The 16,723-nt window shown below is 59.4% G+C and carries 11 protein-coding genes; 1 reads left to right on the top strand and 10 read right to left on the bottom strand.

What is annotated here, in order from left to right; translation table 11 throughout:
- Positions 1 to 135 precede the first annotated feature (135 nt).
- Positions 136 to 2,709 carry an RHS repeat domain-containing protein gene (locus tag ACOYXJ_RS04405; protein ID WP_460368092.1) on the top strand — a complete coding sequence of 858 codons (2,574 nt, stop codon included), beginning with the start codon at positions 136 to 138 and terminating at the stop codon, positions 2,707 to 2,709.
- Between the two features lie 89 nt (positions 2,710 to 2,798).
- On the opposite strand, the gene ACOYXJ_RS04400 is transcribed toward ACOYXJ_RS04405, so the two are convergent.
- The 10 genes from ACOYXJ_RS04400 to ACOYXJ_RS04355 form a co-directional block, all read right to left on the bottom strand.
- Positions 2,799 to 4,250, bottom strand: coding sequence for a mannose-1-phosphate guanylyltransferase/mannose-6-phosphate isomerase (locus tag ACOYXJ_RS04400; protein ID WP_150792404.1), 1,452 nt, complete (start codon positions 4,248 to 4,250; stop codon positions 2,799 to 2,801).
- A 216-nt stretch (positions 4,251 to 4,466) separates the two neighbouring features.
- Positions 4,467 to 5,123, bottom strand: coding sequence for an alginate O-acetyltransferase AlgF (locus ACOYXJ_RS04395; RefSeq protein WP_038357614.1), 657 nt, complete (start codon positions 5,121 to 5,123; stop codon positions 4,467 to 4,469).
- 14 nt (positions 5,124 to 5,137) lie between these two features.
- Entirely contained in the window at positions 5,138 to 6,313 is a 1,176-nt protein-coding gene (locus ACOYXJ_RS04390) for an alginate O-acetyltransferase (protein ID WP_123451840.1), read from the bottom strand.
- A 10-nt stretch (positions 6,314 to 6,323) separates the two neighbouring features.
- Positions 6,324 to 7,889 carry an MBOAT family O-acyltransferase gene (locus tag ACOYXJ_RS04385; protein ID WP_064118394.1) on the bottom strand — a complete coding sequence of 522 codons (1,566 nt, stop codon included), beginning with the start codon at positions 7,887 to 7,889 and terminating at the stop codon, positions 6,324 to 6,326.
- Positions 7,890 to 8,322: 433 nt separating this feature from the next.
- Positions 8,323 to 9,447 carry a mannuronate-specific alginate lyase gene (locus ACOYXJ_RS04380; RefSeq protein WP_150792406.1) on the bottom strand — a complete coding sequence of 375 codons (1,125 nt, stop codon included), beginning with the start codon at positions 9,445 to 9,447 and terminating at the stop codon, positions 8,323 to 8,325.
- 8 nt (positions 9,448 to 9,455) lie between these two features.
- On the bottom strand, positions 9,456 to 10,916 hold the full coding sequence (locus ACOYXJ_RS04375) for an alginate O-acetyltransferase (RefSeq protein WP_077571213.1): 1,461 nt from the start codon (positions 10,914 to 10,916) through the stop codon (positions 9,456 to 9,458).
- Between the two features lie 10 nt (positions 10,917 to 10,926).
- Positions 10,927 to 12,498 carry a mannuronan 5-epimerase AlgG gene (gene algG / locus ACOYXJ_RS04370; protein ID WP_460368087.1) on the bottom strand — a complete coding sequence of 524 codons (1,572 nt, stop codon included), beginning with the start codon at positions 12,496 to 12,498 and terminating at the stop codon, positions 10,927 to 10,929.
- Positions 12,499 to 12,524: 26 nt separating this feature from the next.
- The gene (locus ACOYXJ_RS04365) at positions 12,525 to 14,006 is read right to left on the bottom strand and encodes an alginate export family protein (protein WP_460368085.1); all 1,482 of its coding nucleotides are present in this window, start codon (positions 14,004 to 14,006) and stop codon (positions 12,525 to 12,527) included.
- Positions 14,003 to 15,511, bottom strand: a complete 1,509-nt coding sequence (algK, locus tag ACOYXJ_RS04360) for an alginate biosynthesis TPR repeat lipoprotein AlgK (protein WP_460368083.1) — start codon at positions 15,509 to 15,511, stop codon at positions 14,003 to 14,005. The genes ACOYXJ_RS04365 and algK overlap by 4 nt, the downstream gene beginning before the upstream one ends.
- A 9-nt stretch (positions 15,512 to 15,520) precedes the next feature.
- The gene (locus tag ACOYXJ_RS04355) at positions 15,521 to 16,690 is read right to left on the bottom strand and encodes an alginate biosynthesis protein Alg44 (protein ID WP_095119392.1); all 1,170 of its coding nucleotides are present in this window, start codon (positions 16,688 to 16,690) and stop codon (positions 15,521 to 15,523) included.
- Between the last annotated feature and the right edge of the window lie 33 nt (positions 16,691 to 16,723).

Below are 16,723 nucleotides of genomic sequence, written 5' to 3'. Positions count from 1 at the left end.
GAAGGGCGGCGGGAATGGACATTCGCTGAGCAAACCTTCATACCGTTGGTCGGTACTGTAATTTCTGTCAGTAGGCGTTGACTCGTGTACCTGTTTAGCTGTCCTGAAGACAGCCCTTAGGTGGGGAGCCCACTCATGGAAATGCATAGCAAAACGCCAACGCTTGCGGTGTTCGATCCTCGAGGGTTGTCGGCGCGTACCGTCGACTATTGGCGTAACGATGAACTTTGCCCTGTTCAACCCCGCAACCAACGGACTGTGCATGACGCTGCGGGGCGTGGGGTTGAGCAGTGGGACCCGCGTTTGTGGGCGCTGCAAATGACGGATCCACTCGCGTGCGCCAATGTGCTGTCTGTCTATTCACTGAGCGGACAGGTGTTGCGCTCGGACAGCGTCGATTCCGGTTGGCGTGTCAGTTTGTTGGGCGCGGGCGAACAGAGGCTGGAGCAGTGGGATGGGCGAGGCAACCGGCGGCAGATTCGGTACGACGATCAGTTGCGGCCAGTGGAGATCATCGAGAACGGGGCGTCTATCGAGCAGCTTGCCTATGGCGGCGAGACAACCCGCGACTGCAATCAACACGGGCGACTGGTTCGTCATGATGATGCGGCGGGCGTACTGCTGTTCAATGACTATGGATTGACCGGCGCAGTGCTGGTGCATGAACGATGTATCAGCGGTGAGTCGGTTCCGGGTTACATCACCCGAACACAAGTGACGCCGCTTGGTGACATGCAATCGCGGACGGACGCTTTGGCTAATGTGCAGCGCTGCAGTCATACCCTCGATGGACGTTTGCGCGCCGTGGATCTCTGTCTGAGTGGTACTGCACAATGGCTGCCGATGGTCAGCGCCATTACCTACAACGCGGCAGGGCAGGTCGAAGAAGAGGTGGCGGGTAATGGCGTAGTGACTACGCTGAAGCACGATGCTGAAGACGGACTTCTCAGACGTTTATGTTCTAGAGTCGGGCAACAGACGCCGTTGCAGGACCTGCGATACGCCTACGACCCGCTCGGCAATGTGCTGAGCATCGAAGATGCGGCGCTGCCGATTCGCTATTTCGCCAACCAGCGTATCGAGCCGATCTGCCGCTTTGCCTATGACAGTCTGTCGCAACTCATCGAAGCGACGGGATGGGAAGCGAGCCCTGTCAGACATGGCCCACTGTCTGAATCAGACGGCTTGACCAATTACTGCCAGGCCTACCGATATGATGAAGGCAACAACCTTCTTGAGTTGACCCATGTCGGTTCGCAACACCCCGGTCATCGGTTAGTGGCTGAAGCCCATAGCAATCGCTGTCTGCCCGTGCGCGATGGCGTGGAACCGGGCAAAGAAGCATTTCGCAACGGCTTCGATGCCAACGGCAATTTATTGATGCGGCAACCGGGCCAGTCCTTCTCTTGGAATCGGCAAAATCAATTATGCGAAGTTCGTCCCGTCGAACGCGACGCAGAGCCCGACGATACCGAGCGTTACTTCTACGGCGCCGACGGCATGCGTGTGCGCAAAATTCGCTCATTGCAAACCAATGCCAAAACCAATGTCATCGAAACCCTTTACTTGCCGGGCCTGGAAATCCGCACACACAGTGGTACCGGGGAAGAACTGCACGTTATTGATGTAGAGGACGGACGAGGCAGTGTGCGGTTGTTGCATTGGGCTACGCGAAAACCACGAGAGATCGCGAACAATCAACGGCGCCACGGCCTGACCGACCATCTGGGCTCAAGTACGCTGGAGCTGGATCAGGATGCCAACATTATTTCCCAGGAAAGCTATTACCCGTTCGGCGGTACAGCGTGGTCGAACGGCGAAGCCTTACAGCTCAGTTACAAAACGGTCAGGTATTCCGGCAAGGAACGGGACGCGAGTGGGCTCTATTACTACGGATTACGTTATTACCTGCCCGAATGGCAACGTTGGTTGAATCCGGATCCGGCAGGTGACGCTGACGGTTTGAATGTCTATCGGATGGTAAGAAACCAGCCGATGCGATTTCGCGATCAACAAGGACTGGCGCCGGTTCCGGTTGAAGCTATTGAGTCAGGCAAGGCCAAAGCTACCGAGGACGAAGTCCCTGCGGTGAAGGTCCCTATTATGTACAAGGTCGATTATCTGCAAGAGCGATTGTCTTTGGCGGATGCCGCATCGAATGGGGCAGCCAAGCGGGTTCAGGAGAGCTTTACGCACAAGGTGAATCCCTATATCAGGTCCGTTTACACCACACCAAAAGCGTCGCAGCTTGAAAGACCCAGTAAGTTCTTCAATATCTATTCAAGGTCGGAGTGGGAGTTCAAGGACAACTATAAATACTCCGATTCTGGAAAAGTATTCTTGAACGATATCAGTCGGCATCAAATTCGCCTGGCTGCTGATCTGAGTGTTCTTCCCGCTACAATCAGAAGATCAAAAGTCAGGAACGAAGTAACGCTTAATATGACCGAGGGGCTGGAAAGTGGCAGCGCCGAACTGCTTGAGGTTTTTTCGCGGACACCGAATGGCAAGCCTACTCAGCGACTCGCGGAAGAAGTGGGTTTGAAAATGACCTCGGTTACCAAAGAGGTGACAGGTAGCAACGTAGATTTCGTTGTGACCGTCGTACCTACCGGGTCGTACGAAGCTGTTTTTTCTGAGGAGGTAGCTGCGCCTGTACGCAGGTTTTCCAGGATGCGTCCCACAAAAGTCATGGAAAAAACGACGTAGTGCCTGGACGACGATAAAAAAGCCCCCGCCCAACCCACTGCGGATAGGGGACGCAGCGGGCTGGACGAGGGCTTCTTATTGCAGATCGATCACTGCGCGATGGTTTTCACCGACACGCCACGTTCGATCGGGGTGGAGCGACCGTAGATATCTTCGAAGCGTTCGATATCGTCTTCACCCAGGTAGCTGCCCGATTGCACTTCGATGATTTCCAGCGGGATCTTGCCCGGGTTGCGCAGGCGGTGCACCGAGGCGATCGGGATGTAGGTCGACTGGTTTTCGCAGAGCAGGAACACGTTTTCATCGCAGGTCACTTCAGCAGTGCCGCTGACCACGATCCAGTGTTCGGCGCGGTGATGGTGCATCTGCAGCGACAGGCACGCGCCCGGTTTCACCGAGATGTGCTTGACCTGGAAGCGCCCGCCCATGTCCACCGAGTCGTAGGAACCCCACGGACGATAGACTTCGCAGTGGTTCTGGGTTTCGCTGCGGCCCTGCTCATTGAGCGTGTTGACCATCTGCTTGACGCCCTGAACCTTGTCTTTGTGCGCAATCATCATCGCGTCTTTGGTTTCGACCACAACGATGTTTTCCAGGCCGATCACCGACACCAGTTTGCCGTTGCCGTGGATCATGCAGTTCTTGCTGTCCTGAATCACCACGTCGCCTTTGGTGACGTTGCCGTTGGCGTCTTTCTCGTTGACTTCCCACAGCGACGACCAGCAACCGACATCGCTCCAGCCGGCGGTCAACGGCACGACGCAGGCGCGCTGGGTTTTTTCCATGACGGAGTAGTCGATGGAGTTGTCCGGGCAGCAGGCGAAGGTCGCTTCGTCGAAGGTGATGGTGTCGGCGTCCTGCTGGCTGCGTTCGAGGGTCAGCAGACAGGTGTCGTAGATGTCCGGATCGTGCTTTTTCAGCTCTTCGAGGAAGCGGCTGGCGCGGAACAGGAACATGCCGCTGTTCCAGTAGTAGCCGCCGGATTCGACGTACTCGGTGGCACGTTTGACGTCAGGTTTTTCGACGAAGTGCGAAACGCGGCTGACGCCTTCGGGCAGCAGCGAATCCGCAGTGGATTTGATGTAGCCGTAACCGGTTTCCGGTTTGGTCGCGGGTACGCCGAACAGCACCATTTCGCCGTTTTCGGCGGCGACGGTGGCCAGGGCCAGAGCACGTTGCAGGGCTTTCTGATCTTCCAGCACGTGGTCGGCCGGCAGCACCAGCATCAGTTCGTCACGGCCTTCATTGACCAGCATCATCGCGGTCAACGCCACGGCCGGCGCGGTGTTGCGGCCGAACGGTTCCATGAGGATGCGCTGGCATTCCAGTTTGCGATTGGCCAACTGCTCGTTGACGATGAAGCGGTGATCCTTGTTGCAGACCACGATCGGGGTGTCCATGCCTTCGAACACCAGACGCTCAAGGGTCTGCTGGAAGAGGGTGTGTTCGCCGGTCAGGGCGAGGAATTGCTTAGGGAACTGCTTACGCGAAAGCGGCCAGAGACGCGAACCGCTACCACCTGACAAGATCACCGGAATCATATTGTTTACTCCATAAAATCGATTGGGTTAGAGGCACGAACGCTATGTCGTTTCACTCTTGTTTTTGTCTCGTATCCGAACTGACAACCCGGTCAAGGGTGGGAGCGAGCCTGCTCGCGAAAGCGGCGTATCAGTCGACATTGATGTTGGATGTCAGACCGTATTCGCGAGCAGGCTCGCTCCCACAGGGGGCACTGCGTCAGTTCGGAAAATTTGTTAGCGAGTCGATACCGGGCGTTTCACCCAGACTGGCGACAGGCTGCTGCCGCTGCCGGTGACGTACAGCACCGCTGCTTCACCGCGCTCCAGGGCAACCGGCTTCACGTCGCCGACTTTCTTGTCACCTTCGTACAGCGCCAGGCTGACTTTCACCGGGTTGATTTCACGTTCGCCACGGCCCTTGGCGGCCACGTTCGGCACCACGTCGGTCTTGCCGTCGGCGGTCTTCAGGGTCAGCGGCTTGTCGCTGAGGTTCTGCACGCGCACCAGGGATTTCTGCTTGTTCTTGAACGGCGGCTCTTCGATCAGTTGCGGCGCGCCGGAGGCGTTGTTGACCAGGGTGTAGTAGTGGTCGCCGGCGAGTTTTACCGGCAGGGTCTGGCTGCCGACCTTGGCGCTGTAATCACCGCCCGGCATGAAGCTGAAGTCGCTGCTGGCCAGTGGCGCAACGTCGCTCAGATTGGTGCTGCCAACGGTGGCGCTGACTTCTGCGTTGCTGGCGTTGTAGATCCGCACAAAGGTCGAGCCTTTCGGTGCGGTCGGGCCGTACAGCGCGGCGTCGCCACCGGCAAAGGCAGGGACAGAAAGCACGCTGAGGCCAGCAACCAGTGCGAAGCTTTTAGCGAGACGGCGAGGAGTAGTAGTGAAAGTCATGGTGTACCTCTCTTTCAGTTTTGCGCCCGATCGGGCGTCTCGGATTTAGTGTTGATTGCTACGTTTTGTTGGCGCGCGCCGGCTTGTTTAAGCTCTGCGACCCACTGCGGGTCGGCGTCGCCGATTTCGTTGTTCACAGGCAGATATCGTTCAGGAAACTCCCAGATCAGCACCTGTGGCGGGCTGTTCTTGAAGTCATCGCTTTTCAGGTAGCTGAGCATCGGCAGGATCGGGCCGTGGCCGTCTTCGGCGTAGCTCACCACGTCGCTGTGCAGCGCTTGTTTCAGCGCACCGACGAAGTTCCAGTTAGGGTTGGCGCTGTAGCTGGTGCCGACCAGTGCCACCGGCACTTCATTGCTGGCGAACAGCGCGTCATCACCGGCAGGCTGCTCGCCGGCCGCGACGGTGTTGCGCTTTTGCAGCGGCTCTTGCGCCGGCATCAGGTTTTCGAACAGCGGATCAAGCGGCAGGAACAAGCGCAGATCGCCCTTGTGCGTGACTTTTTCCGCTGGCGTAGTGACGAAGCGTTGCGGCTCGCCGCTCAGCGGGAACTTGTCGGCGATGGTTTTCGCCAGGGTGTTCGCGGCAATTTCGGCACCTTCCGGCGTCCAGTGCGTGTCGGTGCGCAGGAACACTTGCTGACCGTTCTGCTTGGCCTGTTGCAATGGCTTGAGCAGGTCCGGGGCGAGGATCTTGTCCGCCGCGACGCGGTGGTGGAAATCCTCATAAAGGTTTTCGTGGATGCTCGCCGGTTTCACTTCACCCAGATGCTCCGGGTAAAGACGAACCTTGGCCGGCACGATCGCCATCACCAGTTTCACGCCTTTCTCTTTGAGGGTCTGGCGCACGCCTTCGACCAGCGCGTAGTTGCCTTGCAGGTTCAGCTCTTCGTTGACGATCGGGTTGAATTCCTCATCGCTGTACAACCACTGATCGCGACCGAGCACCACGCCCGGACGACCCTCGTTGAACAGTTTGAAATCCAGCGCGGCCCAGAGATTGGTGCCCAGACGCTTGATCGGGAATTCATCGTCGTAATGGGTTTCCACAGCCTTGGTCCAGCGGCCGTTGAGCACCGTCGCGTCGGCGTTGGTGCTGAAGCCGAAGAAGCTGCGAACCGACCACAGACCGAGGACCAACAGGGTCACCAGGAACAGGGCGATGTAGAAGATGCGTAATGAGCGGGTCATGTCAGATCCCTCAGAACTGGAAGTAAAGGAACGGCGAGAAGCTTTGCGCCGAGAGTTTGAGAATCGAGGCGATGAACAGCAGCAGGATCAGGCCGCGCATCACGTAGCGGGACCAGTCCGCGCTCCAGTAGGCCGGTTGCACCTGGGCTTCGACGCCGACGGTGTAGCCAGGCTCATGGATGCTGGCCGGGTTTTCGCCGGGTGCTGCCTTGATCATTCCTGGGGTCGCGGTGGCAGGGCCGTTGGCCTCGACGTTGACTTCAGGTTTGGTTTTGGCTGGCGGTTGATTGGTGTACAGATCGCGCAGACCGAAGAACGCCAGCGTCACGTACGCAACAACCAAAGTCGCCACTTGCAGACCGGTGAGGCTGGCCTGGTTGAGTTCCGACAGCGACCAGTCACCGAAGCTGAACATTGCGCCGTACATACGGCCGGCGACATGCAGGTTCTCGGCGCGGAAGATCACCCAGCCCATGACCACGAGCAGGAAGGTCAGCGCCCAGCGGATCGGGTTGAGGCTGCGCGGCGAAGTGTTCAGGCCCAGCGCTTTCTCAATCGCCAGCCACATGCCGTGCCAGGCGCCCCAGACGATGTAGGTGATGTTCGCGCCGTGCCACAGACCACCGAGGAGCATGGTCAGGAACAGGTTGCGATAGGTCATCAGCGTGCCTTTACGGTTACCGCCGAGGGTGATGTAGAGGTAGTCACGCAGCCAGGTCGACAGGCTGATGTGCCAGCGACGCCAGAACTCAGTGATCGACTGGCTGATGTACGGCTGTTTGAAGTTTTCCATGAAACGGAAACCCATCATCAAGCCCAGACCGATGGCCATGTCGCTGTAACCGGAGAAGTCGAAATACAGCTGCGCGGTGTAGGCCAGCGCGCCGAGCCAGGCGTCACCGGTGGTCGGGTTTTGCAGGGCGAAGCAATGGTCAGCGACCACCGCGAGGGTGTCGGCGATAAAGACCTTTTTGATGAAACCCTGCATGAACCGCGTGCAGCCCTCGGAGAATTTATCGAGGGTGTGCGTGCGGTTGTTGAACTGGTCGGCGAGGTCGCGGAAACGCAGAACCGGGCCGGCAATCAAGTGCGGGAAGATCGCCACGAACGCCGCGAAGTCGATCAGGTTGCGCGTGGCCGGGGTGTCGCCGCGATACACGTCGATGATGTAGCTGATCGACTCGAAGATGTAGAACGAGATACCAATCGGCAACAGCACGTGGGTGAGGATGAACGGTTCGAGACCGACCGACGTCATCATCGCGTTGATGCTGTCGACGCCGAAGTTGGCGTACTTGAAGTAGCCGAGGATGCACAGGTCGACTGCGACACCGAGCAGCAGCCAGCGCTGCGCCGGTTTGGTTCTGACGCCGGCGGCACCGACTTTCAGGCCGATCCAGTAGTTCCACAACGTGACCGCTGCGAACAGCGCGAGGAAGTCCACACGCCACCAGGCATAGAACACGTAGCTGGCGATCAGCAGCAGCAGGTTGCGATAGCGTTGCCCGCTCAAGTAGTACAAGCCGAGAAAGATCGGCAAGAACAGAAACAGGAACACGTTGGATGAAAATACCATCCCGATCTCTCCATGTTTGAACCAACAGTCAAGGGCCAAAGCCCCCCCAAACCCCCCGTGGTAGTGGAGGGGTGAAACGGTGTTTCTGTCAGGGTTGTGCAGGGCCTTGAAAACCCGCCCTCACCCCCCGCCCTCTCCCGGAGGGAGAGGGAGCCTGATCTCCATGGTTTTCAGAAAAGGAGATCGACCCGATATTTCCGTGCAGCCTGATCTCGATTGTTTTTCAACGCCTGAGATCAACTCGGTATTTCTGTGCAGCCTGATCCCGGTTGTTTTTCAACGCCTGAGACCGACTCGGTATTTCCTTGCAGCCTGATCTCGGTTTTTTCAAAGCCTGAGATCGACTCGGTATTTCATTTCGGCGTAACTCGCACAGCCACCTCGGTCAGTCCCCTCTCCCTTTGGGAGAGGGTTAGGGTGAGGGGCTTTTGCTTTATGAGCCTTTGTTGCCCTTTTCATGCGACGGGTCGTAGACCTTGGTCAGATCCCCACCCAGGCGGAAGGTCTTGAACGGCTGCATGCCGTGCTTCTTCTCGATCACATCCGGCGGGCAGGTGTAGAGCGTGCAGAACGGTTCGAGCCAGGCGAATTTCATGTCCTCTTTCAGATCGGTCATGTCCTGCTCTTTGCCGTTCTTCTTCTCGAACTCATCCGGGTCTTTCACCCCCGACAACACCCGATCACCGAGACGTTTCAGCGCACCGTTGTTTTCCTGACGCAAATCAACACCGTTGACCTGGGCAAAACTGGCGATCATCGCCAGCGGCGGCAGGGCGTAGTTGTGATAGGCGAGGGCGCGTTGCTGGCGCTTGAGTTCGTTCGGCAGGAAGCCGTCGGCATCGACTTGATTGACGCCAACCTTGTATTCCTTCACCGCCCAGTCAAACAGGTCGCGGCGGTTGGTCGCGACCGAGGTCGCCATCACCGACCACGCTGCCCAGTAGGAGTGGTTGTTGGTTTTTTCCAGCGGCAGGTTGTCCCAGTCGCTGACCACCTGATCGGCCATTTTGCTGAACCACGCCTCGATCAACTGCGCTTCCTGCTGATGCTGGGCCAGCGGATGCGAGTCGGAGAACTTCAGGCGAATGTACGAAGAGGCCATGCTGCCCAGCGCCCATTTGCGCATCGACTTGCCGGTGTGGTTGAAGTCTTTCGACATCAACGCATCGGCCTTGGCCCACGCGGTCAGCCAGTTCAGTGTGCATTCGAGCTGTTCCGGACGACCGTCGCGCATGAACTGCATCACCCGTTTGGCGGTGCCGCGTTCCAGCGTGGTGATGTCTTTGGTGGTGTCGCGAAAGGCTTTCTCCGACTGCACGTTCAGCGTTGCGCGGGCCTTGTCCGAACCTTCGTATTTGCTGCGAAATTGCAGCGGCCCGGTGTACGGCGTCGGCATCGCGTCGCAGCCTTCGCTTTTGTCACCGGTCTTGAATTTATCCACAGGCGCGAAATAGCCCTGAGGTGGACGCAATGGCGCGGCGGCCTGCGCGGTGCCGGCGAAGATCGCCAGCCCGAGTAGCGTCGGCGCTAAAAGGGTTTTCAGTTTCGAGTTTCGCATAGCAGACCTCATTGCCCGACCTGAGCGGTTTGTTGCCCAGCGCCCGGGAATACGTTGCGTTTGCAGATTTTCGCTTCGACTTTCTGTGGCGCGGTGCCCGCTTCCGGGCCCTGGACTTCGACCGCCAGCAGGTTTTGCGAGGCCCAGTCTTCGTCCGTGCGCAACTCAAAGGCGAAACGACCGTCGGTGTCGGAGGTTTCCGGTTTCTCGATCTTGATGTCCTCGTGGCGACCGTTCATGTACCAGAGGGTGGCTTGCAGGGTTTTCACCGAAGGGTCGGCGAAGCGGATGTCGACCTGATGGCTGCTGTTCTGCAGGTTCAGGTTCTTGCTGTTGACCAGCAGTTCTTGTTTGCTGCCCGGCTTGAGCGTGGTGCTCGCGGACATTTGCGCGTCTTTGCCTTCGCAGCCGTTGTCGAGCAGGGACATCATCTGGCGATAGATGGTTTCCTGATCGAGGCGGTACAGCGGCGAGAATTCCCAGATAAGAATCTTCGGCGGCGTCTTCTGGAATTCGTCGCTGCCGAGGTACTGCAACATCGAACCTTCCAGACCACCGCCGGGGAAGGCGACGTTGAGAATGTCGGCGCCGATGGCTTCTTCGAGGAAACCGGCGAAGTTGTAGTTCTTGCCGCTGTGCGAAGTACCAACGAGGGTGATTTGCGGGTTGCCGGAATCACCGAACAGATCGCCGTCACCGGCCTCGCCCTTAGGCTCGGTGGTGAATTGATCCATGTACTGGATCGCGTAACTGGTGCCGCACAATTGCCCGGCCATGTTGTGCAAGGTGCCGGTCTTGCCCATGCGCCCAGAGCGCTTGGTTTCGAATTCACGCTTGGGCACGTCGGCGAAGGCCGGGATCTGCTTGACCTTCTCGGCGACGATTTTCGCCGTGCGCTGTGCGCCGTATGGCGTCCAGTGCTGGTCGCCGCGGAAGTAGAAATCGTGGGCGGGCAGGGTGTCCGGCAGCGATTCGTTGGTCAGCGGCGACAGGTCCGGCACCACGTAACCCATCTTGGCGAAACGGCCGAGCATGGTCTTGTAGTTGCCCAGCGCTTTCTCGTAATCGAACGCGGCTTTTTCCTGCGGGTTGAGCTTGTTGCGGTTCACCAGACCACGGGTCGGCTGGTAAACGATCACCAGTTCAACGCCTTTGGCTTTGAACGCATCGTGCAACTGTTGCAGGCGTTTGTAGCCGGCCGGGGTGGTGTTGAACTCGGTGCGCAGGTCTTCCTGCGTCCGGAACAGCCAGTCACCTTGCGCCTGCACCAGCGTGGTGAAGTTCTGCTGATAACGCGTGGTGTAGTTCTTCGCGTCATGGGCGGCCGGGCACAGGTTGCAGCATGGTTCGGCGCTGAATTTTGGCGGCGTGGCAGCGGCGCCTTCATCGGCGCGGGCGCCGTTGCTGGCCGCGAGAATGCCCACGGTCAGGGCCGACAGGCTGAGTAATCTGATCAAGTGTGGGTGCATAAAATTATCCTCAGTCCTGCATTTCGGTCTGGCGTTCGACAGGGTCGATCAGCACGGCTTTCTGCTGGCGCACCAGCAGGTCGAGAATTTCATCCTGGCGCTCGCCGAGGATGCCGTTGAAGCTGATGCCGCTGGATTTGGTCGGCGCCAGCATCGACACGCGATACAGCTCGACACTCAACGGTGAATCGATCGACAGCGGGCCGCTGCCATTGGCCGCCAGCTCACCGCCAACGACGATCAGCGACACCTGCGCATCGAACGGGTCGAGCTTGATGTCACGGTCGGTGTCGGTGAGGTCTTTGATGTGGCCGTAGACGCCGGTCAGACCATTGGCCATGGCGACGTTTTCGTAGAGGCGGATGTTCACGCTGTTACGAATGCGGATGCCGTGGCGCTTGTTGCTGATGACCTTGTTGCCCCACAGCAGGTTGTCGGCGGACTCGTAGAGGGTGATGCCGTCGGTGTGGTTCTTGTAGATCTCGTTGTAGGCAATGATGTTGTTGACGCTGTTCCGGTCGATCACCAGTCCCGAGAGGTGGTTGTCGAAGCTCTTGTTGTTGAAGATGAAGCTGTCGTTGACCTCACGGGAAATAATGATCCCGTGCTTCTTCTTCGTGCCGTGCACGGTGTTCTCGGCAATGATCAGGCCGTGGGAACGGTCGTGCGGGTCGATGCCGTAGACGATGTTGTCTTTGTAGGTGTTGCCCTTGACCACGAAGTCGCGGGTCTCGTAGCAGTAGAAGCCGTACCACATGTCGGAGAACTCGGAACCGACGATCCAGCCGGTCGGTTCAGGGCGCTTGAGGACCTTGGCCATGTTCGGCGTGTACTGGGAAATACTCACCCCGTACGACTTACTGTTGGCGTAGCCGAAGCTGGCCATCTTGCTGTTGACGATGTAGGTCTCGGTGCCACCCCAAGCGAGCAGGAACGGGCGGAATTCCTTCGGCGAACGGAAGGTTGCCGGGCCGTTTTCCTTCTCGCGCCAGCCGGTGACTTTGGTGTCACGCACGAACAGTTGGCCGTCGTTGACCATGAACGCCCCGGCCTCTTGCGACAGGCGCAATTCCTGGGTCTGGCCGTCGATTTCGAGGATGCCTTTACGGCCCACGACGATCGGCAGCTTCGACAGGTACACGCCCGGCGAGGTCTCGCTGAAATACTGCTTGGGCAGTTTCTGCGCAAGGTCCTTGAGGTTCATGTAACCGTCGTCGACGAAGATCGCCTGCGGGATACCGTGCTGACGCACCACCCATTCGGCCATCTTGTTGTCGCCGCCGATGAAGTCCTTCAGCGCGTCTTCCTGCATCATCCGGCGCACGCTGATCTTGCCCGCTTTGCTGCGGTTGATTTTCGCCGCAGCGGCTTCGGCGGTATAGCCGGAAATGTCCGGCAGTTTCGGCGCGGCCAGGTTCAGCGCTTCGGTCGGCGCGCTGCTGACGGTGTAGGTCTTGGCTTGTTGCAGCTCTTTCGCGGTGGTCACCGGCTTAACCGGCTCCACAGTCGCGAAGGCGCTGGCGCTGGCCAGCAGCATCGCGCCGGCCAGCAGGCTGAGTGAGCCTGTCCTGGTGCTGATCATGTCGGGCACTCCCTTGGCGGTTTGCATCAGAAGCGCCAGATCACGTCGATGAACGCGCGGTGCATGTACGAATCAACCTGCTTGCCGTAGGCATCGCCCGGTTTGAACACACCGCCACGGAAGCGCACGAGGGCCGAAGGCTCGTCGATCGACTGGCTCAGCGCCGCCGGCAACAGGCCTTGCTTGAAGTACTTGGTGACGACCAGGTCCATCTCCTGACCCAGATCCTTGTTGCCGTCTTCAAGCGGCAGCGAGGTGCTGGACAGGATCGCGCCGGTGACGTCGTCGGTGTTGTTTTCTACGGCGTTGATGCCGTTGCTGCCCACCGGCTTGTTGCCGTCGACGCGCCAGAATTTGTGGTAGATCAGGCTGGCGTCGTACTCGTCGTTGACCATCCACGAACCGAACAGGGTCGCGGTCTGCATGTTGTTCATTTCGCCACGGAACGCTTCGCCGAAACGGTGCACACGCGAGCGCGTACCGGTGTAGTTGGAGCGGTTGCTTTCCAGACCGGTCTGCTCGTAATCGGCACTGGCACGGGCATAGGCACCGCCGACTTGCCATTGCGGATCAAGGCGCAGACGCACACCGATGTCGGTGGCCCAGCCGTTGACGTCATCGCTGCGCTTGGCTTGCGCCGGACGCGAACCATCGCCATTCAAGGCGTTGACCGTGTCGCGGTCGCCGCTCATGCCGGTGATGCTGCCCCAATAGTTGACGGTGTTGGTGTTGCGCCAGTTGTAGGCGTCGCTGTCAGCGGTCAGGCCGATCCAGCTGATGTCGCCGTTCTCGGTCTTGTCCAGCGAGTCGCGTGGAACACCCGGCTCGGCGTAATCGAGTTTGCCGTCATCGTGGGTGTGGTGACCACGAATGCCGACCCAGTTGCCCGGCGTCCACTGATAGGCCGCATCGGCGTAGGCGTGCAGGCGATCCTTGTCTTTCGGCGCCAGCTCTTTCAAGTCGGTGCGGTATTCGCTGAAGCGTTCGGCGACACCGGCGTTGGCGCGCAACAGGGTGGTGTCGAAGGTCCAGTTCAGCGCTTCGATGTTGGTGTCGCGCCACTGGCCATCGTCATTGCGCAGACGCTGACGACCGAACTTGAGCATCTCGCCAGGGTACGGGGTGAGGCCGCTGTAGCCGACCCAGAACTCGCGCATCGCCAGGTAGTTTTTCTTGGTTTTGCGATCACCGTTGTCGGTGGCTTGTTCACCGTCGGATTGTTGCAGGGTGTCGGTTTCGATGATGTCGGTCGAGGTCACGGCCTGGCCCATGGCGTAGGCGCTCCACGCGCCGCTTTCGCCGTAGATCCACGGACGCAGGTCGAGGCCGACACCGTTGACGTCGCCGCCGCTGGCGGTGCCGAGGTCACGGTCGTCTTCGGACTGGCCGGTGACTTTCACTTCCAGGCCGAAGTTCTTGGTTTCAGTCATCGCGGCCAGTGTCGGGCAAGACCAGATCAGCGCGAACGAAAGGCCAATGCCGGCCTTCACGAATGGATTCAGCTTCATAGTTTTTCCTCGCCGTCTTCTTCTTGCAGGGCGTGCAGTTGCAGCGTGTTCGGGTTCAGAGCGCCACGGTTGGCTTGCTCTTGTTGCAGCAGACGTTGGGCTTCGGCCAGACGCTCGGGCGGCAGTTGCGCGGCGAGGGTGGTTGCCAGCTCATCGGCTTGCGGAGTGTTTTGTGCCTTGGCCAATTGGCTGAACACGTAGGCGTTGACCGGGTCGGGTTTGGTGCCCTTGCCTTGGGAGAACAGTTGGGCGATGGCGAAGTCGGCGCTGTTCTGGCCGTTGCGTGCGGCGGTCAGCAGGTGGTCGAGAGCTTTCTGCGGATAGACCTTGCCGAGGTAACCACGGCGATAGATCTGGCCGAGGTAGTAGTCGGCGGCGACTTCGCGGCCAACGGCTTTCTGGAAATGTTCTTCAGCGACTTTCGCGTCAGCCGGGACCATTTTCCCTTCGTAGTAGAGCTTGCCCAGCAACAGTTCGGCGCGCGGCTGGTCAGCGGCGCGGCCGTTGTCGAGGTACTTCATCATCTGATCGACGTCACCCAGTTCCGGGTAGTCGTAGAGCAGTTGTGCGAGGGTCACCCACGACGCCGGGTAGCCCGGAGCGATCGGCTCGAGCAGCGACTGCGCGGTTTTTTCGTCGGGCTTGCCCAGGGTCGAATCGGCCAGGACACGGGCCACGGAATCGACACGCTGCGCGGTGACGGTGCCACGGCTGTAACCGGCCTGCATCTGCTTGATCAGCTCGGCTTGTTGCTCAGGCTGGGCACGTTTCTGATAGACCGTGGCCAGTTCGACGTAGCAGATGTCGGTGGTGTTGAGCGCGGCTTTGCAGATCTTTTCCACGTCATCCAGGTGCTGGTCGTAGGTACCTTGGGTGCGATACAGCAGCACCTGCGCCAGACCCGCTTCCGGATAACCGGATTTGCGCCACTGATCGATCTGCTGCTGCGCGTTGATGTTGGGGAAGCTGTGCGGGTATTGCAGGTACAGCATCGCTAGCGGGATCAACGTATTGCCTTCGCCATTGGCGGCGGCTTTTTTCAGCAGGCTTTCGGCTTCCTGATGCTCGGCTTCGGTGGAACCCGGCTTGGCCACCAGCAAGCGGCCGAGACGCGCCTGAGCACGCGGCGAAACACTGGCGGCGGCGCGGTAAGTCGCTTCGGCCTGTTTCATTTGCGCAGGATCGCGGCTGTCGACCTGGATATCGGCGAGGCCGACTTGCGCTTCGCTGTAACCCAGATCGGCCAGTTGCTGATAATTCTGCGCGGCGGTGGCGGTGTCGCCACGCTTGAGCGCTTCGTTGGCCAGACGCTGATCGGGCAGGCCGGCGCAACCGGCCAGACTCACCGCCAATGCCAAGGCACACACCGTCCCCATGTAGGAGTGAGCCTGCTCGCGATTCAGGCGGCGCGGTACATCAGACACACCGCGCTGATCCAATCGCCGGCAGGCCAGCTCCCACAGGGATCGCGGTGTTTTCAGGATGGGTGGAGTAGTCACAGGCATGTCCTCGACTTAAAGACCGGCAGCCATGGCTTTGTCGATCAGCCAGTTCAGGTTCGGGCCACGGTCGCTGTTCACTTCCACCGGGCGACCGGCGAGGCTGCTGTCGAGCGGCTCGTCAGGCTGGATCTGCACGCGGATGTCGGAGGACAGATCGGCGCTTTTCAGGCTGGTGCTGCTGACGATCTTGCCGGTGCGGGTCTTGTCTTCGCCGGCGATCTGGAAGCTCACCGGAGTACCCGGACGCACGTCACCGAACTGGCGATAGGAGAAGCGCGCATCAACGGTGGCCTGGGTGTTGCGCGGTACCAGTTGGAAGATCACGTCGCCCTTGCTCGCGTATTGACCGTCAGCCACCAGTTGCTGGGCCACGGTGCAATCGCACGGTGAAGTCAGGGTGCCAGTCATTTGCTTGCCGAACAGTTCTTCAACCTTGGCCGGCGACAGTTGATCTTCTTCCAGGTGACCCTTGAGTACGTCGAGCATGCTGGTGCTGAACGTCGCCAGTGGCGCGCCTTTCGCCGCAACGCCGTCGGACTTGACCAGGCTCTGCACGGTGCCGTCACGCGGCATGGTGATGTTCATCCCCGGCACGCTGACCAGACCGGCCTGCGCATGGCTGACGAAATACATGCCGTAAACCGATTTGAAAATGAAACCCGCCGCGACCAGGCCGACCGCGAAGATACCGGCGCTGAACGTCACCGCTTTCAGGCGCCCGAACGGGGTCATGCCGGAACCGCCGTCCTTGACCTTGCGTGCCTTGGTGAAGTTGTCGCGCTGCAGGGTCGCCAGCACTTCGCCGATGCTGACGATGTCGCCAGCCAGGTGCGAAGTGATCAAGTGGCGCAGGGTGGAAATGTCCTGCTGCTCGAGGTTCTGGAACTGGCAGCCGACGCGACCGGTCGGGCGGTCGTAGGAACGCACTTGCAGTTCAACGTCCATGGCCAGGCCGAGGTTGTCGATGACGAATTGCAGGCGCGCCTTGTACACCTCGCCGATGGTCAGTGGCATTTGCCCGGCGTTGAACGCCAGACCACCGGCCGAGAGGTCCAGGACCCGCGCTTCGACCGGCGTCCGGTCAGGACCGAAGAAGCGCAGTTTGGCCGGGATTTTCACGCGGGCGTGTTGGCGCTGGGCTTCGGATTCATGCACTACGTTGGCGTTGACGGCGGTATTCATAGGGGCGATTTCCTTGTTAATTCAATAGGGGCG

It is taken from the genome of Pseudomonas sp. Tul2A7 (assembly GCF_054790505.1).
This window is presented reverse-complemented; position numbering and strand designations above follow the sequence as displayed.

Coding starts and splice junctions, on each gene's coding strand:
- ACOYXJ_RS04405 (WP_460368092.1), top strand. CDS start 136: ATGGAAATGCATAGCAAAACGCCAACGCTTGCGGTGTTCGATCCTCGA.
- ACOYXJ_RS04400 (WP_150792404.1), bottom strand. CDS start 4,250: ATGATTCCGGTGATCTTGTCAGGTGGTAGCGGTTCGCGTCTCTGGCCG.
- ACOYXJ_RS04395 (WP_038357614.1), bottom strand. CDS start 5,123: ATGACTTTCACTACTACTCCTCGCCGTCTCGCTAAAAGCTTCGCACTG.
- ACOYXJ_RS04390 (WP_123451840.1), bottom strand. CDS start 6,313: ATGACCCGCTCATTACGCATCTTCTACATCGCCCTGTTCCTGGTGACC.
- ACOYXJ_RS04385 (WP_064118394.1), bottom strand. CDS start 7,889: ATGGTATTTTCATCCAACGTGTTCCTGTTTCTGTTCTTGCCGATCTTT.
- ACOYXJ_RS04380 (WP_150792406.1), bottom strand. CDS start 9,447: ATGCGAAACTCGAAACTGAAAACCCTTTTAGCGCCGACGCTACTCGGG.
- ACOYXJ_RS04375 (WP_077571213.1), bottom strand. CDS start 10,916: ATGCACCCACACTTGATCAGATTACTCAGCCTGTCGGCCCTGACCGTG.
- algG (WP_460368087.1), bottom strand. CDS start 12,498: ATGATCAGCACCAGGACAGGCTCACTCAGCCTGCTGGCCGGCGCGATG.
- ACOYXJ_RS04365 (WP_460368085.1), bottom strand. CDS start 14,006: ATGAAGCTGAATCCATTCGTGAAGGCCGGCATTGGCCTTTCGTTCGCG.
- algK (WP_460368083.1), bottom strand. CDS start 15,511: ATGCCTGTGACTACTCCACCCATCCTGAAAACACCGCGATCCCTGTGG.
- ACOYXJ_RS04355 (WP_095119392.1), bottom strand. CDS start 16,690: ATGAATACCGCCGTCAACGCCAACGTAGTGCATGAATCCGAAGCCCAG.